This window comes from Brevibacillus brevis (assembly GCF_001039275.2).
In the GTDB taxonomy this organism is placed as follows: domain Bacteria; phylum Bacillota; class Bacilli; order Brevibacillales; family Brevibacillaceae; genus Brevibacillus; species Brevibacillus brevis_C.
In genome coordinates this window covers 1,384,752-1,408,529 of sequence record NZ_CP030117.1, presented here as the reverse complement: position 1 = coordinate 1,408,529, position 23,778 = coordinate 1,384,752, and the positions used below count along the sequence as shown (strand labels likewise).

The 23,778-nt window shown below is 49.6% G+C and carries 18 protein-coding genes; 6 read left to right on the top strand and 12 right to left on the bottom strand.

Features of this window, described 5'->3' with window-relative positions:
• Positions 1-23: 23 nt before the first annotated feature.
• Positions 24-1,268, bottom strand: coding sequence for an NADP-dependent malic enzyme (locus AB432_RS07315; protein WP_048031695.1), 1,245 nt, complete (start codon positions 1,266-1,268; stop codon positions 24-26).
• Positions 1,269-1,437: 169 nt separating this feature from the next.
• Positions 1,438-4,866: a DNA polymerase III subunit alpha gene (locus AB432_RS07310; RefSeq protein ID WP_048031694.1), complete on the bottom strand. Its 3,429-nt coding sequence runs from the start codon at positions 4,864-4,866 to the stop codon at positions 1,438-1,440.
• 169 nt (positions 4,867-5,035) lie between these two features.
• On the opposite strand from AB432_RS07310, the gene AB432_RS07305 reads away from it, so the two are divergent.
• Positions 5,036-5,347, top strand: coding sequence for a YtpI family protein (locus tag AB432_RS07305; RefSeq protein WP_048031693.1), 312 nt, complete (start codon positions 5,036-5,038; stop codon positions 5,345-5,347).
• 221 nt (positions 5,348-5,568) lie between these two features.
• On the opposite strand, the gene AB432_RS07300 is transcribed toward AB432_RS07305, so the two are convergent.
• The 3 genes from AB432_RS07300 to AB432_RS07285 all read right to left on the bottom strand — a co-directional run bounded on the left by AB432_RS07300 (position 5,569) and on the right by AB432_RS07285 (position 9,491).
• Positions 5,569-6,198, bottom strand: a complete 630-nt coding sequence (locus tag AB432_RS07300) for a DUF2087 domain-containing protein (RefSeq protein ID WP_048031692.1) — start codon at positions 6,196-6,198, stop codon at positions 5,569-5,571.
• A 610-nt stretch (positions 6,199-6,808) separates the two neighbouring features.
• Positions 6,809-8,119 carry a DRTGG domain-containing protein gene (locus AB432_RS07290; protein ID WP_048031690.1) on the bottom strand — a complete coding sequence of 437 codons (1,311 nt, stop codon included), beginning with the start codon at positions 8,117-8,119 and terminating at the stop codon, positions 6,809-6,811.
• A 214-nt stretch (positions 8,120-8,333) separates the two neighbouring features.
• The gene (locus tag AB432_RS07285; protein ID WP_048031689.1) at positions 8,334-9,491 is read right to left on the bottom strand and encodes a DUF445 domain-containing protein; all 1,158 of its coding nucleotides are present in this window, start codon (positions 9,489-9,491) and stop codon (positions 8,334-8,336) included.
• A gap of 91 nt (positions 9,492-9,582) precedes the next feature.
• Here AB432_RS07285 and AB432_RS07280 point away from each other — a divergent pair, with 91 nt between their 5' ends.
• The 5 genes from AB432_RS07280 to AB432_RS07260 all read left to right on the top strand — a co-directional run bounded on the left by AB432_RS07280 (position 9,583) and on the right by AB432_RS07260 (position 16,023).
• Positions 9,583-11,028, top strand: coding sequence for a YheC/YheD family endospore coat-associated protein (locus tag AB432_RS07280; protein WP_048031688.1), 1,446 nt, complete (start codon positions 9,583-9,585; stop codon positions 11,026-11,028).
• Positions 11,029-11,033: 5 nt separating this feature from the next.
• A complete protein-coding gene (locus AB432_RS07275; protein ID WP_048031687.1) occupies positions 11,034-12,122 on the top strand; it encodes a YheC/YheD family endospore coat-associated protein in 1,089 nt (362 codons plus the stop codon).
• Between the two features lie 3 nt (positions 12,123-12,125).
• Positions 12,126-13,502, top strand: a complete 1,377-nt coding sequence (locus AB432_RS07270) for a YheC/YheD family endospore coat-associated protein (RefSeq protein WP_048031686.1) — start codon at positions 12,126-12,128, stop codon at positions 13,500-13,502.
• A gap of 41 nt (positions 13,503-13,543) precedes the next feature.
• Positions 13,544-14,851: a YheC/YheD family endospore coat-associated protein gene (locus AB432_RS07265; RefSeq protein WP_048031685.1), complete on the top strand. Its 1,308-nt coding sequence runs from the start codon at positions 13,544-13,546 to the stop codon at positions 14,849-14,851.
• Between the two features lie 371 nt (positions 14,852-15,222).
• A complete protein-coding gene (locus tag AB432_RS07260) occupies positions 15,223-16,023 on the top strand; it encodes a hypothetical protein (RefSeq protein ID WP_048031684.1) in 801 nt (266 codons plus the stop codon).
• A 57-nt stretch (positions 16,024-16,080) separates the two neighbouring features.
• Here AB432_RS07260 and AB432_RS07255 read toward each other — a convergent pair whose 3' ends face one another.
• The 7 genes from AB432_RS07255 to AB432_RS07225 form a co-directional block, all read right to left on the bottom strand.
• Positions 16,081-16,587, bottom strand: coding sequence for a hypothetical protein (locus tag AB432_RS07255; protein WP_048031683.1), 507 nt, complete (start codon positions 16,585-16,587; stop codon positions 16,081-16,083).
• Between the two features lie 68 nt (positions 16,588-16,655).
• On the bottom strand, positions 16,656-18,335 hold the full coding sequence (locus AB432_RS07250) for a hypothetical protein (RefSeq protein ID WP_048031682.1): 1,680 nt from the start codon (positions 18,333-18,335) through the stop codon (positions 16,656-16,658).
• Positions 18,336-18,338: 3 nt separating this feature from the next.
• On the bottom strand, positions 18,339-19,199 hold the full coding sequence (locus AB432_RS07245; protein WP_235617635.1) for a hypothetical protein: 861 nt from the start codon (positions 19,197-19,199) through the stop codon (positions 18,339-18,341).
• Between the two features lie 53 nt (positions 19,200-19,252).
• Complete coding sequence (glmU, locus tag AB432_RS07240; protein WP_048031680.1) at positions 19,253-20,275, bottom strand: bifunctional UDP-N-acetylglucosamine diphosphorylase/glucosamine-1-phosphate N-acetyltransferase GlmU; 1,023 nt, start codon at positions 20,273-20,275, stop codon at positions 19,253-19,255.
• A complete protein-coding gene (locus AB432_RS07235; protein ID WP_048031679.1) occupies positions 20,272-20,478 on the bottom strand; it encodes a hypothetical protein in 207 nt (68 codons plus the stop codon). The genes glmU and AB432_RS07235 overlap by 4 nt, the downstream gene beginning before the upstream one ends.
• Positions 20,479-20,532: 54 nt before the next feature.
• Complete coding sequence (gene glmS, locus AB432_RS07230; protein WP_048031678.1) at positions 20,533-22,365, bottom strand: glutamine--fructose-6-phosphate transaminase (isomerizing); 1,833 nt, start codon at positions 22,363-22,365, stop codon at positions 20,533-20,535.
• Positions 22,366-22,409: 44 nt separating this feature from the next.
• Positions 22,410-23,771 (bottom strand): nucleotide sugar dehydrogenase, encoded by a 1,362-nt coding sequence (locus AB432_RS07225; RefSeq protein ID WP_048031677.1) that lies wholly within the window; start codon positions 23,769-23,771, stop codon positions 22,410-22,412.
• Positions 23,772-23,778: the final 7 nt, after the last annotated feature.

The window sequence follows — 23,778 nt, the reverse complement described above, 5'->3', positions numbered from 1 at the left end:
TCGGTGCCTCGATAAAGAGTATTTTACGCCTCTTGGTAAGAGATAGCTGTCAATTTCGTCGTTTTTTGTTTTACTTCTTCCGGATCAACTGTGATGCGAGCAACACCCGTTTCCATCGCTGCTTTTGCTACTGCCGCAGCTACGTTTGGCGCTACACGTGGATCGAATGCGGAAGGGATCACTTTATCCGCAGTAAGCTCTTCTGGCGTGATCAGGTCTGCGATTGCATATACAGCAGCCAGTTTCATTTCTTCGTTGATCTCCGTTGCACGTACATCCAAAGCGCCACGGAAGATTCCCGGGAATGCCAGAACGTTGTTTACTTGGTTCGGGAAGTCGGAACGGCCTGTACCGATTACTGCCGCACCTGCTTCTTTTGCTTCTTGTGGCATGATTTCTGGTACTGGGTTTGCCATAGCGAAAATGATCGGATCGCGGTTCATCGAACGAACCATGTCTTGTGTAACAGCGCCAGCTACGGATACACCGATGAATACATCAGCGCCTTTCATTGCATCAGCCAGGTCACCTTGCAGCATGCTGCGGTTCGTGATTTTCGCCATTTGTTCCTTCACTGGGTTCATACCGAATGGACGGCCTTCGTACACGATTCCTTTTGTATCAACCATGATTACTTCTTTTACGCCCATGGAAATCAAAAGCTTCATGATCGCGATACCGGCTGCACCTGCACCGTTCGCTACTACGCGGATATCTTCCAGCTTTTTGTCAACCACACGCAGAGCATTGATCAGACCTGCTGCTGTAACGATTGCTGTACCGTGTTGGTCATCGTGGAAAATCGGGATATTTGTTTCGCGTTTCAGACGCTCTTCGATTTCGAAGCATGCAGGAGCTGCGATATCTTCCAAGTTTACGCCGCCAAAAGTAGGCTCGAGCAATTTAACTGTCTCTACGATTTTATCTACATCTGTTGTATTCAAGCAGATCGGGAATGCATCTACGCCTGCGAAGGATTTGAACAAAACTGCTTTCCCTTCCATAACCGGCATTGCTGCTTCTGGTCCGATGTTTCCGAGACCCAGTACAGCAGTACCGTCGCTGACTACTGCAACCAGATTGCCTTTCATCGTGTAATCGTACACTTTGGACTTGTCATCAAAAATATCTTTGCAAGGTTCAGCAACCCCAGGAGAATAGGCAAGACTCAGATCGTAAGCATTGCGAACGGGTACCTTGGTCACTGCCTCCAATTTTCCTTGATGTTTTTTGTGAAGCTCCAGTGCTTCCTCTCTCAGGTTGGACATGAGATCCCACTCCATTTCACGATAATAGTTTCTATGATGGCTTGTAGGCAGTAAAAAATGCCTGGGTTATTCCAAGTGGTCTGACCACTTATTGAGTTATGATCTCAATATAATAAAAAACTGTTCTCCTGTAAACCTGCCGAAAACGGCGAAAAAGGGAGGACATTCCTCATCCTCCCCAATTTATAGGCATTTCTTTCCGAATTACGCTGTCAGGCCCCACAATTTCTCGCGCTTGCTCCAAAAATGACTCATCTACGTCTACCCAATTTGCTTCTGGCAGGCGAATTGTCTGTCTTTTTCCTTCGTAGAAGAGGATAACAGGAATCGTTCCTTTTTTTTCGACAAACAAGCGTGAAAGTCTTTGCAGCGTCGAATCGTGCTCTTGCTCTGCCGATATTTTGACAAATAATACGGTCTCGGACTTCGGCTGCGGCAGCGTTTGTACATCCCAGAAACGAGAAGCCATGAGCTTGACCATGTCGTCCTGGTGGTCGACTCGGGCTTCTGCCACGACGATTTGTTCGCGCTCGAGCAGTGATGCATACTTCGCATACACCTGCGGGAAGACGACCAGCTCTACGGGTGCCGTTTTGTCCTCTAGCGTAATAAACGCCATTGGGTCCCCTTTTTTCGTTTGGATGCGTTTGGCTTCCGTTATCATTCCGAATACTTTCACCGTCTTGTCGCGTGGCACATCCCCCAACGAAGAGATCACTGATACTTCCGGGCGGCTCGCGACATGAGCAAACTGATCCAGTGGATGACCGGAGATGTATACCCCGATCAAGTCCCGCTCCTCTTTTAATTGCTGCGTATGTGAGAGCGGCGGCACCTCGGGATATTCTGTCGGCTCGCGCAAAGGTGCCGAATCTTCTTCTCCCGCAAATAGATTGAGCTGGTTGGCGTCTCGCTCGATTCTCTTGCTGTTTGCTTTCCCCACCGCTTCATCCAGCAATAGCAAAAGCTGACTGCGATGTCCCGGCAACGAGTCCAGCGCGCCGCATAAAGTGAGTGACTCTACTACTCTGCGATTGACTAACCGCGCATCCACACGGGCACAAAAATCAAAGACGTCACGATACGGTCTGCCTTTGCGTTCTTTCACGATCGATTCAATGGCACCGTAGCCGACATTTTTCACTGCGGCCAGACCGAAGCGAATCGCATCCTGCTCCACTGTAAAGTAGGCCAGGCTCTTATTCACGTCAGGCCCGAGCACGGTAAGCTGCAATCGCCGCGCTTCTTCCGTGTACTCGGCAATTCTCGTTTGACTGCCAATGGACAACGAGAGTAGCGCTGCCATGAACGCAAGCGGATACGTTGCTTTCAAATAAGCCATCTGGTAGGCAATGACCGCATAAGCAACCGAGTGGGCTTTGTTGAAGCCGTAATCGGCAAAGCGCACGATCAAATCGTAGACTTGATTGCCCAGCGTTTCTCCGTACCCTTGCCGGACACAACCAGCCACGAACTTCTCCCGCTGCTCCGCCAAAAGCTCCCGTTTCTTTTTCCCGACTGCTCGACGCAAAATATCTGCCTCACCAAGACTGAAGCCTGCGAGTGTCGAGGAAATCTGCATGATTTGCTCCTGATAAATCATAAAACCATGTGTCTCCCGCAAAATCGGCTCGAGAACAGGATGGGCGTACTGTACTTTGCTCTGTCCGTGTTTGGCGGCAATGTACTGCGGGATGATCTCCATCGGCCCTGGGCGATACAATGCCAGTACCGCAATGATGTCATCGAGGTTGCTTGGCTTCAAATCTCGCAGCACATTGCGCATCCCCGAAGACTCCAGTTGGAAAATGCCGGTCGTCTCCCCACGTGAGAGCATACGAAACGTTTTCTCGTCGTCTGTCGGCAGCTTATCCAGATCAAGCGATATTCCCTGCTCCTGCAAATGACGCAACGTCTCCTGAATGATTGTCAAATTGCGCAAGCCGAGGAAGTCCATCTTCAACAGACCGACTTCTTCGAGAATTTCCATCGGATACTGCGTGAGCGCCAAGCCTTCATTGCCCGTCTGTAATGGAACGTAATTCGTCAGCGGTTCCCGCGAAATGACGACACCCGCCGCATGTGTGGAGGCGTGGCGAGGCAAGCCTTCTACGCCCCTTGCCGTTTCGATCAGTTGCGCTGCCTGTTTGTTTTCCGCGCACAGCTTGCCGATATCCGGGTTGATCTGCATCGCTCGTTCAATCGTCATGCCTGGCGATTGCGGGATCATTTTAGCCACGCGATCCACGATCCCCAAAGACAGGCCTAACGCCCGTCCAACGTCACGCACGGCTGCACGAGCCGCCATCGTTCCAAAGGTAATGATTTGGGCAACACGATCATGACCGTACTTGCTCGCTACATAGTGAATGACTTCGTCACGGCGCTCTACGGAAAAATCGATATCAATATCGGGCATCGTCACCCGCTCCGGGTTGAGAAAGCGTTCAAAGAGCAACTGAAAGCGAAGTGGATCAACATTCGTGATTTTCAAAACGTACGCAACCAGACTACCTGCCGCAGACCCGCGTCCAGGTCCAGTTGGTATCCCGTTTTCGTGAGCGTACCGCATGAAATCCCATACGATCAGGAAGTAATCGGTGAAGCCCGTCCCTGTAATAATCGCCAGCTCATGATCCAGACGCGCTTGCACCTCTGGTGTCATCTCGCCGTATCGCTCCAGACAGCCCTTTTCACACAGTTCACGCAAATATTTTGTTGAAGCTTGTCCCTCTGCCAAGGGAAATTCCGGTAAAATATGTTCGCCAAAGGTAAGGTCCAGCTTGCATCTATCTGCTATGGCTACCGTATTCGCTAACGCTTGGGGAGCAAAGGCAAAAAGCGCCGCCATTTCCTCCGCACTTTTCAGATAGTATTGATCCGTCTCGTAGCGAAAACGGTTTTCTTCGCCAATCGTCTTGCCTTCTTTGATCGCCAGCAAGATATCATGCTGCTGGTGATCCTCCCTGTGGATGTAGTGAACATTGTTCGTCGCAATCAGCGGAATCCCCGTCTCCTGGCTCAGTTTCACGAGACGAGTATTCAGCCTGCGCTCCACTTCCAGGCCATGATCAGCCAGTTCCAAATAAAACTGCTGTTCACCAAACATTCGCTGATACTTGCGGGCTGCTTCTTTCGCAGCGTCCACTTCTCCAGCCAGTAACAGCTTGGCTACTTCCCCTTGCTGGCAGCCGCTCAGTGCAACGAGGCCATCTGTATGCTTTGCCAACACCTCTTTGTTGAGACGCGGAAGTATGTAGTTGCCGTCTGTATTCGCGATTGTCGCCAGCTTCAGGAGATTCCGGTAGCCCGTTTCGTTTTCAGCGAGAACGATCAGATGACTAGGCGGCGGTGCATTTCGCACGCGATCTTGCAGATTTCCTTCTATTACGTATATTTCCATTCCGATAATCGGTTGGATGCCTGCCTCCAGACAAGCTTTATAAAACGGGATCGCCCCGTACAGATTGGCATGGTCTGTCATAGCCAGTGCATGCATGCCCAATTCGCTGGCTCGCTTCACTAGCTCATCGATACGTGCTGCTCCATCCAGCAGACTGTACTCCGTATGAACATGCAAATGGACAAAGGAGGTCATGATATTACCCCTCTCACTTTTCACGATTGAAACTTTCTCTCTTACATTATACCGGAAGTATAGCGCATACGGACGTTAAGAACAAACGTTCCTGCTTGTATTTGACCGTTATCCCCTGATTTTGGTAGGATGATTAATACCAGAATGGCTAGAAAGGATGAATCCATATATGTGGCCTGCCTTTTACATGACCGGTGTTCTCGCTTCCTTGGTAGCCAGCGTCTACTATAGTATCCATGCGCGCAGACGAGGCATCCATCCGCTTGAATCGCGTATGTTGCTGGGGAAAATGAATGTGTCATTGGGGATACTCGTTTCTTTGTTCGGCATCAATCAGTTTACTTTTGATTCTCTCGATACGATTCGCATTGTCGTTGCGTTGATCATGCTGATAGTAGGGGCTATGAATTTATTTTTGGGAACTCGCAATTATTTCCGTTATCGAACAGCTTGGCAGGCAGAATTGAAAAAAGGGGTATAAAAAAAGGGCATGAGAACAAATTACGTTCTACATGCCTTTTTCATTTTTGGGAAAACGATGACTGGAAATACTTTTCCTCTATTCCCAGCTGTTTATCATACAAACCTGATAGAGCTCTCGCTATAATGAGTTTGTGTGACATTCTATTGCTTCGACAACCTGAGCGGCAGCGCCGAAGGTTGTCCTTTTTTCTGTTCAATTCAGAAGGAAACGATTTCCTGCTATTGCAGGTCTTCGGCTTTTGCCCACATTTCCTCTGGGTTCAGCTCATAGATGCCCTCTTCTCGATACATATAATGATTCATGATAAATTCTCTGCGAATCGTAGCATAATCCTCGTGGAATTGGCGAATGTATTCGTTAATCTCCGGTTCCTTGTATTTGCGGCCTTTTTCTAATCCACGGACCATGTATTCAAAGACGATCAGCTTTTTCTTACGCTGGGACGGGATTTGTTTCAACCTGCCATCTGGCGTAATAAAGCTGCGAATGACCTGCATTTTTTCCGCTGCCATCTGGTGCCTCCTCTGAACATGTGAGTTGTCTTGCGCAAAAATGTCCTCTGCTGTGGAATCCTTTGCTTTTTCCATGACGTTCACGATTTCTTGCGATTGACGTTTTACATTGGCTTCGTGCAGGTAAAAGTAAATGGTGTTTTTATCACGACGTTCGTAAACGACACCTGCTTCTCGAAGCTTTGCCATATGGTGGGTGATGGTGGGAGGTGTTACGCCGAGCTTGCCTGCCAACGCCTGTCCGTGCAGGGGACCATTTGCCAAAATCGCGAGGATGCGTACGCGCGTCGGGTCTCCGAGTGCTTTGTAAAAGGTGACGAGTTGGTCTAATTGCAAAATGGGGCACTCCTTTCCTAGTTTATTCGTTTCGATTAGATGATGTTCTAATTAGATGATAAGTTGCATTGCTTTGCCTGTCAATTCTAGGGCGTTTAAAATACCCTTAGCCGTTGCTGTTGGCGGCAGCGGAAAAAGGAGAAAACGCTCGAGCTTCTTGGGCCCCCTGCATGGGGTCATTCCTGCACGTCTCCGTGGAAAAAGGGAAACCGCGTCCCAAAGAGCCTCGCTTATTTCTCCTTTTTCCTTGAAGCGGCTATTGTCTTTGTTGGAATTTGTACTGTCAGTGAATCAAGGAAGTTTTTAACTTCATGAATGAACTAAAAAGATGCTTTTTACAAAAGCTGCGTGGAAGAAGCGCATTTCCAGTCCAAGCGCCTCTGGAGCCCGACAAAGTGGAGGACTGAATGGAGGGAGTGGTTTTAGCTTCAACTCTGCGAATCCCTCATCGAAACTTCTACTTTTGAAGCGGCTCCCGCTATTCAGCCCGGAGCGGACAGTCTTCATCCCTTGCGGGGCGGAGGCCGAAGCGTAGACTGGAAATGCGCTTCTTCCTTTCACCACGGCCGGAAATAAAAAAGAACAGTCCATGAGAGACTGTTCCTTTCATTTAACGCTCAATAATTTGCGCAGTAATCATGGCCTGCCCCACGAGCTGTTCCCCATGGAATACGGATACTTCGACTTTTCCGAAGCGGCGGCTAATGTCCAATAGGCGCGGTTTAACTTCGATATGACTTTCCATCTGGACTGGCTTTAGGAAATAGACCGTGATATTTTCCGGTACCATGTCGCCTCGACGATGGTGGCGCAGCAGGTTACAAGCAGCCTCTACCATGACTGTCGTCATGATTCCGCTGGCAATCGTTCCGAGATGATTCGTCATCTGAGGGCTCACATCACCTAGATAGACCATCTCATCTGATTGTCGCTCCTCACGGAAATGGGACATGATCAGATTCGGGAACGTTTCACTCATCTGTGGTTGCTTGGCTGTAAATTGCAGTGCTTTTAACACGTCATTGCGGCTCAAGACCCCTACGAGCTTGCGATGGTTGTCTACGACAGGCAATAGCTCGATTCCTTCCCACACCATGGTGTGCGCAGATGACGCTACGGATACTCTTGGCGAGGTCGTAATCGGGTTCTTCGTCATAACCTTGTCGATCGTCGCCGTTTCCTCATGACCGATGATGTCTTTGGAGGTAACAATCCCGATCAGGCGCATCTGCTCGTCAACGACGGGAAATCTCGTGTCCTGATACAGCTCCGTATACTGGTGCCACTTGGCAACAGAATCTGATGTCAGTAATACAGGCGTTTCTGCAAGCGGCTTCAAAATATCCTCTACCATTACGATTTCTTTTTTGATCAGGCGATCGTAAATGGCTCGGTTAATCATCGAGGCTACCGTAAAGGAGTCGTAGCTAGACGAGATGATTGGCAGCGCTAAGCGGTCAGCCAGCTGCTTGATTTCCTCGCTTGTATCGAATCCCCCGGTAATTAATACGGCAGCCCCTTGCTGCAAAGCGATTTTGTGCGCCTGATAGCGGTTACCGACAATCAAGAGACTTCCCGCATCAATATAGCGCATCATGGCTTCGAGCTGCATGGCCCCTATTACAAATTTATTCAAGGTCTTGTGTAAGCCTTCACGTCCGGCTTGCACATGACCATCAACGATGTTCACAACCTCCGCAAAGGTCAATCGTTCAATATTTTCCTTTTGCTTCTTCTCGATTCTCACCGTACCGACACGCTCAATCGTGCTGACGTATCCTTGCGTTTCCGCTTCCTTGATCGCGCGGTATGCAGTCCCTTCACTCACATCCAGGTCTTTTGCGATCTGCCGCACGGAAATCTTCGAACCGATCGGAAGGCGATCAATATGTTGCAAGATTTGTTCATGTTTCGTTGCCATATTGCTATTCCCCCTTCCTTTTCTCCCACCCGTTCCATGTACGTGCGCTCCTTCGAACAATATACCCGAAGGCGGGGCAAAAAAAAAGGGTAGCTTTTTCGAAAGCTACCGACCAGAAAGTATATCATTAAGGGGGTTTTCATCGTGCTTTTATCATACCCAAGGAATATTACAGGATTATTACAACACAGTTACAGTTTCTTTTCAGTTTTGTTTAACTGAGCAAATTTGCCAATATCCCTTGGACAAGCCCAATAATCCCGCCAAGGATGAATCCGAGCACGGTAATCATGCGGAATTCCTTCCCTGAGATCCCGACTACCATCTCTTCAATTCTTTCAATTGGGAACCCCTCTACTTGCCGGGTAACAATATCCCGGATGGCCAGACGCGAAAATATTCTCTCTATGTTTTGTTGCAGCGTGTCCACCATCCACTTTGCTAAACGAGGAACGAGTTCCGTTGTCACCGTTTCGGAAATAGGCGCTGTCAAACGAGATAGAGGCTCGTCTACGATGCGCAGGCTTTGCTCCTCCAACTTGGTAAAAAGCTTCCGCGCCCAATCGTCCACTTGATCTCGCCCAATCCAAGCAACTACTTCGCCCACATTTTTGTCCAAGAGCTTGTCCGCTTCCTTATGCAAAAAGTAGTGCACGCGCTCCGAAAGCTCTCTGCTTTGCAAAAGCTCATCAAGATACGGGAGAATCTTGCCCAAAATCTTGTCATCCCCCAGAAACATCCCGACCAAGCCGCCAAACATGCCTCCGCCTCCACCGAGCAATCCACGCACCATGTTTTGCAAGGTTTGCTGGCCTTCCGGGGAATGTAAATATTCGCGGAAACGTTTCAAGAGCAGTTCGCTCACACTGCCAAGTGCAGCATCCAGACGCTCGCGTCCGTTGTCCGTAACCAACTCTCGCAGTTTTTTCTCTTCATATTGTGCCAGAACCTGTTCGACAAAAGTACCCCATTTCGTCTCGATAGGCGCGCGGACACCCTCACTCCACGTTCCGTCTTCCTGAAATAACTGTGGCATCACTGTGAGCAATGCTTGACGTAGACTACGCTCATCTGTCATCCAGTCGCGAGCAATCGTGTTCATCCATCCTGTCAGTGTGCTCTCCAAACCACTCTGATTCAGCGCACGCTTGATTCCCTCTGTCGTCAGCAAATGTTCTTCGACGAGTCTGCCCATTTGTATCGCGATATCGTCCCGTCTCCTCGGGATCAATCCTGGGGTAAAAGGCACTTTCCACCTGCCTATATACCACGGTTTTACTGGTTTAAACAGCATTCGGATGGCTAACTCATTCGTCACCCCACCGATGACAGAGCCTACTGCAATGTTCACTAATAGTACCCAAGCGTTCATAAATACTAACAACCTCTCTTCTCTACATGGCACCAAACGTTTTGGATGCTCATACCATAGACTAACTTTGCCTGATGGGAAGGGGATACTCATGTCTTACGTTCCAACAATCGTTGTCGAAAACGAGATAATATCGGAAGTAGACCTTTACCTGCCCCAGGCGCACTTGCGCAAATGGAATCTTTCAACACCGTCCACCATTGCGGTTCAATTTGGGAGCAAAACCGTTTCCGCACGCGTAGGCGGTTCGGAACGGGGAGGCAAAACCTCGGGTAAAACCTTCATACGACCATCTTTAGCTCAATCCCTATATCTACCCAGGGGCGTTCCACTCTTAGTCCGTTATGATGCGAGTCAGAAAACAATCGTTTTCGGACCGTATGTAGGTGTTCTTGTTTCGACCTACAATGCAGCGTTCCCGAAAGCACCGTTTGGACACCTAAACTCTTTCTTCCAGGAGATGTCCGATATCACCCGTAAACGCGGAGGTATCCTTTGCACATTTCGGCTTCAGGATGTCAACTGGGATACGGGAATCGTTCGTGGCCTCGTTAGAAGAGGAGGCGTCTGGAGACAAACCTTACTTCCGCTTCCACAATGCATTTACAACCGGCTCATATCCCGCCAACGCGAACGAAGTGAACAGATGGCCAACTGGGTCCAACGCTGCAAGGACGCTTCCATTCCCTTTTTTAACGAGCGTTTTTTGAATAAGTGGCATGTACACACCGCTCTCGAGAATCAACCGACAGCCTCCGAGCATCTTCCCAGTATGGTTCGGTATTTGAAACAGGAAGACCTGCAGAAAATGCTATCTACGTATCGCACCGTTTATGCAAAACCAGCTAACGGCAGCATGGGGCGCGGGATCATTCGAATTCGCAGTTCGCCCGAGGGATACCAGCTCGCGTTCCCTGGAGGATTGCGCAAATCATTTGCTAGCATTCAGGGCTTACATCAGTATTTGCAAAAAAGGATAAAAGGCACATCCTATTTGCTGCAACAAGGGTTAGCGTTAATCGGCATCCAAGGACGACCGACAGATTTTCGTGTATTGGTTCAAAAAGACCGAAAAGGCGAATGGTCCATCACTTCCATGGTAGCTCGACTGGGATTAAACCACATTGTTTCCAATATATCCAGAGGCGGGCAGATGATGACTCCCCTTCAGGCGCTGCGAGTTTGTGGACCACGGGCGAGCGCGATTCGACCATCTCCTCAAACGTTACACGCAGTAGCACTTAAGCTCGCGATCCTTTTAGAGGAATCCCTGCCTGGGCAGTATGCAGAATTCGGAATTGACCTGGGAGTCGATGTTCATGGACGGGTGTGGCTATTGGAGGTCAACAGCAAGCCATCCAAGTCAGCCAAAACTGTTCCGCTGCCTGAAGGTGCCGAAGAGCTGCCTCGGCGTGCTCGCCCTTCTGTCATTCGCATGCTGGATTATTCCGCCTTTCTAAGTGGTTTTCCCCGGACCATACAACCACAAAAGACGATAAAAAGAAAACCGAAGCGCAACAAAAACAGGCGAAGGTGACCTACATGACAGCATCCAAGAGAAGTCTTGGCATCATGGCCCGGTGCCAAGGCTCCCACTTTGTAGACAAAGGGTACTACAAAAAGCTTACGCTCTATGGACGCAAGCACGGTATTCGCGTCTTCGTTTTTTCACCACGTCAGGTTAACTTTTCCACCCGTATGGTAAAAGGCTTCGAATATCGCAATGGGTCCTGGCACGCGAAAGACTTCCCAATTCCCGCCTTTATCTATGATCGTTGCTTTGTGGGCCCATCTTATCGCCACTATAAACCATTTGTGGAAAAGTTGCAAAACGATCGCAACATTACGTTTTTGGGGCATGGTCTGTCTGGAAAATGGCAGGTGCACCAGATGCTCGTTAAGTCCCCTCTCCTCGCCCCGCTGCTCCCGCCTACTGAAATATTCTCATATCCTGTGCTCCATGCAACCTTGCAAAAATACGGGGCAGCCATTATCAAGCCGATGGCGGGAACTCACGGTATTGGCGTTGTGAGAATCAAAGAAATGCGCAGTGGCTATGAAGCTTCCGGACGAAACCGAGACAATACGCCTTTCACCAGGCGAATTCGTGACACTGCCGGGTTAAAAAGTTTTGTGTCTGTCTTTACTGCCGGCCGTAAGTTCCTGGTACAGCCCTATTTGGAGCTGCATACCCCGGATGGTACCCCATTCGATGTCCGTGTTCTGGTTCAAAAAAACGGGCTGGGTAAATGGGGGACAACTGGCAAAGCTGTGCGCCTGGGAGACAAACGCAGTATCACCTCCAATTTGCACGGAGGAGGGAAAGCAACACCTCTGGCCTCTTTCCTGCCCCTTCACTTCACATCCACAAAAGCGGCACGCATCGAGCAAACAATCAACCGAGTGGCAGAAGAACTTCCCCGTTTTTTGGAAGAGTCACACGGCAGACTCGTTGAGCTGGGAATCGATATTGGCATCGACACCGCAGGTAATGTTTGGATCATCGAGGTAAACAGCAGACCAGGGCGAACCGTTTTTCGCATGATTGACGACCCGACTGCACAACTGCATTCGATTACTCAGCCTGTTCGCTACGCCCACTATCTTATGAAAGAGCGTGTAGGAGGTTAAAGCATGGAAACGTTCAGAATGCGGCTTCGCTTCCTTTCCAACCCCCGTATCAGTGGGATTATCCTGCCAGCTACTCTCTTCCAACAGCTACAGCTACGACAACGCCAAAAAATTAAAGTCTTACTGGGCAAAAAGGAAGTAGTCGCAACTGTCTTACAAGATAAACGCAATCCGGATACGAACGTCCTGAAAGTGACGACGCTCTTGCAAGCAGAGCTGGGCATTCCACACCCTGGCTTGATCCAGCTCAAGCTAGAGGGCTCCGCACTCCGGATCGGTCCTTCAATCGGGATCGTTACGACTGGCATAAGACGAGATCCCAAGCAGCCAATTGGCTCTCGCACCTCGTTTTTTTACAATCTGTTACAGGCTCAAGAAGGGAAGGGTGTTTTCTACTATATATTTTCCCCAACCGATGTAGACTGGGAATCCAATACGGTCAAAGCGTGGTTTTTGCGCAGAAACAAGTCAGGCGGCTACTTTTGGAAAAAGCATGTTACCGCCATGCCCGATGTCGTCTATGATCGTATTCCCTCTCGTTCGGCAGAAAAGCATGAAGCCGTTCAGGAATTCAAGTATCGACTCGCCAGTTACCCCAATTTACCGATGTTCAATCAGGGCTTTTTTAACAAATGGGGCGTACATCAACTGCTGTATCCGAATCCAGAAGTGAATGAGCATATCCCGGAGACTTACACCTCTCCTTCCCTTACGACTGTTCGAAACTTGCTGCGTAAATACCCTATCGTTTATTTGAAGCCCAAAAATGGAAGTCTCGGGTACGGTATTGTCAAAGTTGTTCGCCAGGCAGGGGGTGGCTTTACTGCCTCCTATCATACAAGCAGCGGCAATGTAAAAAGGCAATTTTCCAAGCTGTCCAGCCTTTATCAGCATGTCTTCCGCAGTCGGCGAGTCAGTGCGTATCTGGCACAACAGGGCATTCCGCTCATGACATTCCATGGACGTCCGTTTGATTTTCGTGTTCACTTGCATAAAAATCAGCAAAACGAGTGGGTTGTCTCGTGCACGGCAGCCAAGGTTGCCGGTTCTGGCAGCGTAACTACCCACGTGCGTACAGGTGGAACTGTCATCCCCGGCGATGACCTGTTGCAGCACCTGTTTGGCAGACAAAAAGCCCTCATGACCCAGCGCATTTCAGAAGCGTCGATCCGTCTGGCTACCGCAATTGAACTGGCCAAAGGGATTGATTTAGGCGAATTAGGGCTGGACATGGGAATTGATACGCAAGGCCATGTCTGGATGTTCGAAGCGAACTCCAAGCCTGGCCGTTCTATATTCAAGCACGCTCGTCTCAGGCAGGCTGATCAAGAATCACGCAAGCTGCTCGTCGATTATAGCTGTTATTTGGCCAATTTCTAGTCGCACGCGATCTGTACCGTTTTTCAGGAAGGAGGAACACCATGCTTCAGCAGCGCTCCGGGTGGCTGACGATCCTCCCTAGCGGTAGATGGTTCGTACAGTTACCTCGGCTAGTCCTTAAACGCTCGCCAAAGCCACTGGTCGCCAGTCTCGGTCCCTTTTCTCATACGAAACGGATATACGCTGGTTTACCCCGCGTGCAAGCAAGCCGTATTCGTACACGCATTAACTGGAAAATGGCGGGCGACTCCCTGAAGCTTGGCCCATTATTTGGCATATTGACCGTTGGTGAAGGGGCAACATTTTTAGGAAATCGCGAGAACTTCAAGGATATTACTCAATCGGGGAAGCAATGGGGTGCACTCGTATTTGTGTTCACTCCACAAGGAATCAATTGGGAGAAGAAAAAGGTGCGCGGCTATTTGTACAACAGTCGTCTAAACTCGTGGCAAGAGGTGATTCTACCTTTCCCCCATGTGGTTTACAACCGAATACCGACGAGAAAAGCAGAACGGCGACCTGAAGTCCGCAGAGCATTGAACCGCATACATGAGATGCCAAATGTCACATTGTTTAATCGCGGCTTTTTTGACAAGCAACAGCTCTTTACGATGCTTGAGTCCCACTTGGAAGTGCAAGCTTTTCTACCGGAGACAAAACAATTGGACACCTTGGCTCGGTTTCGAAGCTTTTGCACAGAACATCGCTTTGTCTACTTGAAACCCGTGCGCGGTAGGGCTGGTCAGGGAATTATGCGCATTGATTTCAGAAACGATAAGTGGTTCCTGCAACGGTTAAAGGAGCAAAAGGCCATTACTCGCCGCTTTTCCAATTTGAATGACGTATGGAAGCATATTAGACTTCATGTCAAACAGCAGAAGTACATCATGCAGCAAGGTATTCGTCGTGCCCGTTACAACGGCAAACCTTTTGATGTGCGCGTCCTCGTGCAGAAAGATGGCGAGGGCGAGTGGAGCGTAACCGGAGTTGGCATTAGAAGGTCTGGCTCGCAAAGCATCACCACTCATGTGCCACGCGGTGGCTCGATCCACTCGTTATCTACCGTTATGCAAGCCTTGTTTCATAATAATCACGAGCAAATGGAAAGACACATTCACGATACGGCGCTCGCCATCGCACGGTCATTAAATGCAGAATGGACAGATTTGGCTGAGATGTCGATGGACCTTGGCTTGACAGAAGAAGGAAAGCTATGGCTCTTTGAAGCGAATGCAAAGCCGGAGAAATTCGATGAACCATCGATTCGACGATTATCGTTAGCGAATTTGATCCACTACGCACAGCATGTCTCTCACTTGCAGAGCAAGCGAGGGAGTGCCGCAGGATAAGGGAGTCAAGCAGCATTAGCTGATTCACAGACGTCCTTGGTGCGATTTGCCCGTCAGGAAGGGGAACTGCGCATCACCCAACGAACGACTGGCTGACGCGATTGACCCTCAGGCTGCTGGCTCATAAGGTCCAGAAACGAGAAAACATTCGCCGTTTCCTATTGGAAATGGGGTCAATCCTTCCTGGTTGTAGATAAACGCTACCGCATTGAGTATGCTGGTTGTACATGCGAGTAGCACTGAACAATGAGGCAAGTCTCACGTTTTGCTTTAAAGGAACATGCCGTTTAGACTCCGGCATGTTTTTTTCGTTATCGGATGCATGACAAAACCAAGCTTGGAAAAAATACTCCATGGAGGTGGTCTTAACCATGACCTACACAAATAACAATATGATGCAATCCCAGCAACAACCTCAATTTTTCGGTGCAGTAAGCCCTGCAGGTTCTATGTTCCAACCAGGCTTCGCTGGAACCAACGTACAAGAAGTACAGTATTGGAACCAAGGTGGTCATGCACCATCCATCGGAGCGCCTTCATCTGCTGCATCCTTCAGTGGCGGAGTCGGTGGTGCCCAATCCATCTTTTCCCCAGGCTTTGCAAATACCAATGCTCAAGAAGTAAGACAGCAAAATGCTGGCTACCCAGTACAACAGCAGCAACAACAATTTGGTTTTGGGCAAAATCAGGCATCCCAGTACATCCAGGCGCAGCCATCGTATCAACCAGCATTTGGTGGCGGAGCGAACTCGGTCTTTTCTCCCGGCTTTGCTGGAACCAATGTTCAAGAGGTTCAGGCGCGAAATCAAGCTGGCTATAACAACTTTGCGGGTCAAACTGGCTTCGCAGGTCAAACTGGCTTCCCTGGACAAACGGGCTTTGTAAACCAAGCTGGAAATGCTGGCAGCATCTTTTCCCCAGGCTTTGCCGGAACCAATGTTCAAGAAGTACGCCAATTGAACAACACGGGCTTCGGTCTGCAAGCACAGCAGCCTCTACAGCAACAGCAGCCTCTACAGCAACAGCAGGCTTATGCTAATACACTCGGCATGGGAGCACAATCTGTCTTCAATCCGGGTTTTGCTGGCACGAATGTGCAAGAGGTGCGCCAATTGAACGCTCCAGGTCAGGCTGCTCCACACACAGGGTCAATCTTCCCAGGAACTTTCTAAATGCAAAAAGCGTGACCATCCATCGCGACGGTCACGCTTTTTGTTATGAGTGATCGTTTAGCAGTCTACATTTCCCCAAATCGCCTGATACACAGCATGCAAATCTTGCAGACTCTCTTCATCCACTGTAAAAATGATGCTGCCAAACACGTAGGCATCCTTCTGCACGCAGGACCATCCATCCCCGTTTGGTTGAAACTGCGCCTCCACACACGCCTCCGTCTGTTCCAGCAGTTGCCGTACCGCTACATGCTTTTCCATCGATGATCGATATCTTTCCATCACTTGCGCAAGGCGTTCATCCTGACGCGCCAGCCGATACAGGGCAAGCTCAATCTGGAGCCAGCAGGTCACATAAAAATGGAACTCCAAAAATAACGTGTGCACGGCTGCACGGATTTTGTCGTGGTCACCAGCTTCCAAGGCTGCACGTGCTTCCTGTTTTTTCTCCTGAATCAGGTCAAAATGACTGACTGCTCCACGGTAAAACTTGCGCACCACGTTGTACAACATCTCTGGCGTACGCTGCGGAAGATTTCGATGTCGGTTTTGCACATCTCGCATGGCTTGTTCTCCTCTTTCCGACGCTCGTTTTCTTCTATTTTACAACAAAGGTGCACGATGCAGGCAGCCTACTCTTTCCCGTTTTTCCAGTAGTCATACGCATGAATGGCGAGCCCCCAATAAGAGGAGTATCGATCCAGCACTTTTGTCACCAGATCTAGCTGTCGATCCATTTCGCCCATCCCTTCCTCATAAAAGGTGATCCCGTTCCCTTCGTGGCTCTCTTTCGTTTCCACAGCGACGACCAGCTTTTTCTGGAGGCTCTCTGCGTACTTCATCTGATTTTCGACCAAGCCGATGATGCCAGGAGCTCGATCACGAAAAGCCATCAAGGTCGTATGATCAAGCTGTTTGATCATCCAATGCGAAAACGGCAACTCGGGCTGACCTGGAGTCGGTGTCTTGTCCAGCCACGCCGCGAGGTCGACGCTTGCTTCCAAGGAAGTTCCGTTCTTGGTCTCTTCGACAAAAACTTCGATGTTACCCATCCACTGGCGTAAAACTGCCTCTTTATCCTCACGCCAGGCAGGAAGGACGTACGGCTCAATATCTAAGTGAATGCCGTGAAATTGCTCTTTTGTCGAGACAGACTCATTGTAGGCTTTCACCCAATTCACGAGCTTTATGATCTTGCTCCGACTTTCAGACATCGCCCAAATCGGATGACCGCCCATCGCATGAACTTCGATCCCCGCTTCACGGGCCTCTCTCACAAAATCGCGGTAATAGGAAATCGGCTGCTCCAAATCGAGACGAACATAGAGGAGATTCACCCCGTTTTGTTCCGCAAAGGAGAGAATTTCCTCCTTTTCCGTGCCAAGCAATTCTGCACGCCATATGTAGGTGCCTTTGTAGCGTTGCTTCGTTTCCGGGGGCAGTGGAATCGCCTCCTTCCAGTTGCGATAATCATGAATCGCGACACCAGAGAAGGACGGATGCTGTGCCAAATGTGCAGGCAATTGCTCTACTTGCTGTTTCATGAGAGCCGGACCTTCCTCTGCAAAAGAAGTGTGGTCTTCATCCAGCGGCTTCATATTCACAGCAACCAAGACACGCGACTCTAATTCATCCGCTTCCTTCATTTCCTGATCAATCAAATTCAGAATGCCGTTCTGACCGGAAAGTGTGTCACGATACGCCATGATACATACCGTATCAAACTGGCTGATCATCCATTTGGACAAGGACATCTCTTCTTGTCCCGGAACGGGAATATCGTCCAGCCAAAATGGAATGGCTGCACTGGCAACCAAATCCTCATCTTTTGACACCTCGGCTGTGAACGCCTGCACATTGGCTTGCCATTCACGGATAATCCGCTTCTGATCGGCCTCCCAAAAAGGCAGGAGATACGGCTCGATGTCTAACTGAATCCCGCGAATTCGCTCATTCTTCTGCGCTTCACGGTTGTAGCTTTTTACCCAGTGGACGATATTCATCATCCGCTTTTCATTGCTTTTGAGTGCCCATGCCGGATGGCCAGCAACCGCATGAACTTCGATCCCCATCTCTGTCGCTTCGCGGATAAAATCGCGGTAGTAATCATAGGGCTTGTTCATTTCGATTCGCAAGTAGACGAGATTAATATCGTTACTTTTGCAGAAATCGAGAATCTCTTGTTTCTCTCTCCCGATCATTTCGGACTGCCAGATCCACGTTGCTTTACTCTTCTTCTCCGCGGGGGAAAAGCCGAACAGAAAGCCGACCGTCAGGCAGAGAACACTCAAATAGATGCGCGCAGCTTTCATTCGTCAAAGTTGCTCCTCTCGTTGACTTGCGTGCTTCCAGCTCTCGTAATCATGGATCGCACTTCCTGCAAACGCCGGATTGCTAGACAGCTCCTCCTGTAAAATGGCCAACTGGTTGTTCATCTCTTTTGTGCCTTCTTCATAAAAGCTCACATGAGCGCCTTCCATCGTTTCCATGATGTTGACGCCTACGATGACCGACCCTTTTTTGCGTACATTGGCATCATCGACGATCTTTTCTACGATTTCGACGATCCCATTTTGCCCAAGGGCTTGATTGCGGTAGGCCATTAACGTAATACTGTCGAGTCGCTGCACCATCCAGTTGCTCACTTTTTCATCACTGTCAGGAACGTTTACGGAGTCGATCCAAAAAGGCAAGTCTGCACCGACAGCGAGATCCGTATCCTTCTTCGTCTCTGCCGCCAGATAGCTGACGTTTTCCAGCCATTGCCGGACGATTTCTCCCTGGTCTTCCTTCCATGCAGGCAACAGATACGGCTCGATATCGACGTGAATCCCCGAGAATTGTTCATCTGACTTGGCACTGCGATTGAACGCCTTCACCCAGGAGATCAGATCGTCGATGCTCTGGCGATTCGCTGTTAACGCCCAATTGGGGTCACCGCCAAGCGCCTCTACCTTAATACCTGCCTGGTTGGCTTTTTCAATGAAGGTACGATACGTCTGAGGCGCAACAGCTGCTGGTTCAACGTGAAGATAGATCAGGTTGATATCGTTTTTCTCGGCAAACGCGATCATTTCCTCGGTTTGGGTCTCTATTTGCTTGGCATCCCATATCCAGGTTGCTTTTGTCAGGGCGGAGCGGGTGTTTGCCAACGACAGCATGATGATCGAAGCCACTGTCACAAGGAGCAGCGCTATCCAAAGCCAGCTATATCGACGAATTACCTGCATCAGCGCTGGTCGATACCGTACAGTTGTGTCGTCGCTCCCACTCTAGCAAAAGCCCGCTCACCAAACGTACTGCCGTCAACCGCTGAAAACGGCTGAATTCTGGTATAATCCTCGATACTCTTGTTTTTGACCAGCGCGTGTGGCCCGATCTGGCAGCCTTCACCGATCTGTGTGTCGCCAAAAAGGCAGGTTCCCGGATAGAGCACCGTATCACGCCCGATCATTACGCCCGCATCGATGTAAGTCGAGTTCGGGTCTATCATCGTAACTCCGTTTCGCATATGGAAATCGTTGATTCGCTTGCGCATCAGCTGTTCCAAATCAGCGAGCTGCACACGATCATTGACGCCATTGCCTTCTTCGGGATCATCCGTTGCAAACGCCGTTACCAAATGACCTTGCTCTTGCAAAAGCCCCAGAACGTCCGGCAAGTAAAACTCCCCTTGCGCGTTTTCGTTGGAGACCATCGGCAGCATTGAAAACAGCTTTTGATTGTCGAAGCAAAAGATTCCGGTGCTGATCTCGTTCACCTTTTTTTGGCCCAAGGTCGCGTCTTTTTCCTCGATAATTTTACGGACATCGCCGTTCTCGTCGCGAATGATCCTGCCATAGCCTGTAGGCTCGTCCACAATGGCGGTCAAAACCGTGGCTGCTGCCTGTTTCAACTGGTGATATTCGAGCAAACTACGCAGCGTCTGTTCTTGTACGAGCGGGGTATCGCCATTCATGACAATCGTCACGCCATCCTGCGCTCCAAGAATTTCCTGGCTCATCCAAACAGCATGAGCAGTACCGAGTTGTTCCGGTTGATACGCATACTGAACGCGGTTTTTCAACTGCTCTTTGACCACTTCGGCTCCGTGGCCGACAACGACGACCAAGTGGCGAAGTGACAATGCTTCCAATGTCTCTACGACATGTTCAATCATCGGCTTCCCGCAAATTGGATGCATGACCTTGTAGAGCGAAGATTTCATTCTGGTTCCTTTTCCTGCTGCGAGTACTACTGCATGTATGTTCATCCTATCGCCTCCGTCTTGGTCAGCTCCCCTTTTGCAAGCTGACCTTGTTGGATTTGCTGATCGAAGTATGGTTTCAATTCGTAGGTCAGTGTGTCAATCATCATGGTCAAATTAATGTCTTTCCTCTGCACGCCCAGCTGATAGGCCTGAAGCATAATCTCCAGTAATTTCTCCTGATTCAACGTCCGATTCGAGGTGTTCATTCATCTTTCCCCCTTCTTGAATGCTCTACCTTTCTTTACGACTGACGTTTGTGTTTACTCAACTGTTACACTTTTGGCCAAATTTCGTGGACGATCTACGTCATTGCCGAGCGCAACAGAAGTGTAATAGGAAATGAGCTGAAGGGGGATAACGGCTAGAACAGGTGTAAGCAAGGCATCTGTCTGCGGAATCAGGCAAACATCATCAACCGAGCGATGCAGCTCTACATGTCCTTCCAAGGTAATACCGAGAACTTTTGCTCCACGGGCTTTCACTTCTGTAATATTACTGATCATTTTTTCATGCAGCTCATCCTGTGTAGCCAGGGCGATGACTCTCGTTCCCTCTTCGATCAGCGCCAGCGTGCCGTGCTTTAGCTCTCCTGCCGCATACGCCTCCGAGTGAATATACGAGATTTCCTTCAGCTTGAGCGAGCCTTCCATAGATACCGCATGATCGAGTCCTCGTCCGATGAAAAACAGATGCTGCTCGTCCTTGATCGATTCAGCAAAATGACGTATCTCATCTGCATGCGCGAGTATATGCTCGACTTGATCCGGAAGACTGGTCAGTTGGTGAAGCAGTGAAGCACGGGTGTCAGCGTCCAGCGTCCCCTTCGCTTGTGCCAAATAAATGCCGAACAAGTAAAACGCAATCAGCTGCGAGGTATATGCCTTCGTCGAAGCAACCGCGATTTCCGGACCTGCATTTGTCGTAATCACATCATCGGCATCACGGGCAATCGAGCTACCGACTACATTCGTAATAGCGAGTACTGCTGAGCCGTTTCGTTTGGCTTCCCGCATGGCTGCCAATGTATCTGCTGTCTCCCCTGATTGACTGACGGCAATCGTAAGCGTATTGGGCTGAAAGAGCGGGCGACGGTAACGAAACTCCGACGCTACATCTACTTCTACCGGAATCTGTGCCAGTCGTTCGATCACATGCTTGCCGATCAAGCCAGCATGATAAGCGGTACCGCATGCGACAATGTAGATTTTCTCCACATTCTTGGCACTCGCTTCCGATAGCTGAAGATTGGGGAAAACAACCTTTTGCTGGGTAGCATCGATTCGACCTGTCATGGTATTGCGCAGGGCTCGCGGCTGCTCGTAAATTTCCTTTTGCATATAGTGAGCAAAGCCGTCTTTTTCCGCTTGCTCCTTGTCCCACTCAATACGCACCAGCTCTCGCTCGATTGGCTCAGTCGTATCCAGACGCATGAGGTGAACTGAATCTTTGGTCAGAATCGCCAGGTCTCCGTCTTCGAGAACGTACACATCGCGCGTATGCTCCAGGATCGCCGGGATATCAGAACCGATAAAATTCTCATTCTCCCCTACCCCGATAATCAACGGGCTTGCCATACGAACTGCAATCAGCTTGTCAGGCTCATGCTCTGTTATCACACCGAGAGCAAATGCTCCGCGAATTTTGCCAGCGACCTTCTGCACTGCCGCAACCAGGTTGTCATCGTATTCCTGCGCCAAAAGGTGCACGATGACCTCCGTATCCGTCTCCGAAGTAAACGTCACGCCTTTTTCAATCAACTCCTGCTTGAGATCCAGATAGTTCTCGATAATGCCGTTATGCACGATCGAGAACTTGCCGGATTGATCAAAATGAGGATGAGAGTTTTCATCAGACGGTCGTCCGTGGGTCGCCCAGCGCGTATGACCAATGCCGATGGAGCCCTGCAAGCCGGACTTTTGGGTTTGGCTCTCCAGTACGTCAATTCTGCCTTTTGCTTTGCGAATGCCGATGGTTGCTCCGTCACAAATCGCAATGCCAGCCGAATCATAGCCTCTGTATTCCAGCTTTCGCAGCCCATTGATTAGAATCGGCTGCGCTTCCTTGTTCCCGATATATCCCATAATTCCGCACATATCATCGGTTCCTCCCTTGTTGCGTATACTGTTCGGACTTTGTATTATGCGAGCAAGCTAACGACTTCCTTCTCCTGCCTGATAGCGACGGAGGTTCCGATGCGATATACATTCGGATTCGTGATGCCCTCAAACGCATTTCGCGTATCGATAATGGCCACTCCCAAATCCGCCAGCTCCTGATAAGCAAAGCATTGGTGATTCGTAATGAGCACCATGCAATCGTAAGTCTTGAACGCCTCGTAGTCATTGGCGATGGAATGGACGATCTCGCCTTTTTTATTCACAAAGCTCTGCGCATACGGGTCGTAATAGTCGACAGTTGCTCCGCTATTGGTGAACAGCTCGTAAATTTCCAGACCTGGTGATTCACGCAGGTCATCAACTTCCGGCTTGTAGGCCATGCCGAGAATCAAGATGCGCGAGCTGTTGATCGCTTTTGCGTAAATGTTGAGCACCTGTGCTGTCTTATTGCGCACATAGTCCGGCATGTTGTCATTAATCGATTGGGCGATCTCAATAAATTGGCTGTGAAAACGAAAGCCCTTGGCCTTCCACGACAAATACATCGGATCGAGCGGTATGCAATGCCCACCGATTCCGGGTCCCGGGTAAAACGGCATGAACCCGAAAGGCTTGGTCGATGCGGCCTTGATTACTTCCCAAACATTGATGCCCATTCTGTCGCACATCATCGCCATCTCATTCATGAAGGCAATATTGACGCTACGGAAGGTGTTTTCCAAAAGCTTGGACATCTCCGCCACCTTTGGCGAAGAGACCGGCACGACGGTTTTGACCAGGCTACCGTACAAGAGTGTGCCTAACTCTATGCAACGTTCTGTCGTTCCGCCGATCACCTTTGGCGTATTGTACGTACTGTATTTGCGATTGCCCGGATCGACCCTCTCCGGCGAGTAGCAGAGGAAAAAGTCGATGCCAGCCCGATAACCTAGCTTTTCAAATTCCCGCTGGATCAGCTCTTCCGTCGTTCCCGGATAGGTTGTACTCTCCAGCGTAATGAGCATTCCTCTTTTCATGAATCGCTTGATTTGCTCGACAACGTTTGTAATGTAAGAGGTGTCCGGGTCCTGATTGGGACTGAGTGGCGTCGGAACGCAAATGCTGATCGCATCCAGCTCCTCGATTACGCTATAATCGGTCGTCGGAAAAAAGCGGTTGGTCGCGAGGCATTCCTGCAAGGTTTCATTGGAAATATCCTGAACGTAAGACTCCCCTCTTTTCAGGCTCTCGATTTTTCCGCCATGCAGATCGATTCCGATTACGGTATAACCGCTCTTGATCGTCTCTACCGCCAGCGGCAGCCCTACATACCCAAGCCCAATGACACCCACTTTTGCTGTCTTTCGTTGAATCTTCTGTTGCAGTTCCTCGTATCTCGCCATCCTCGTT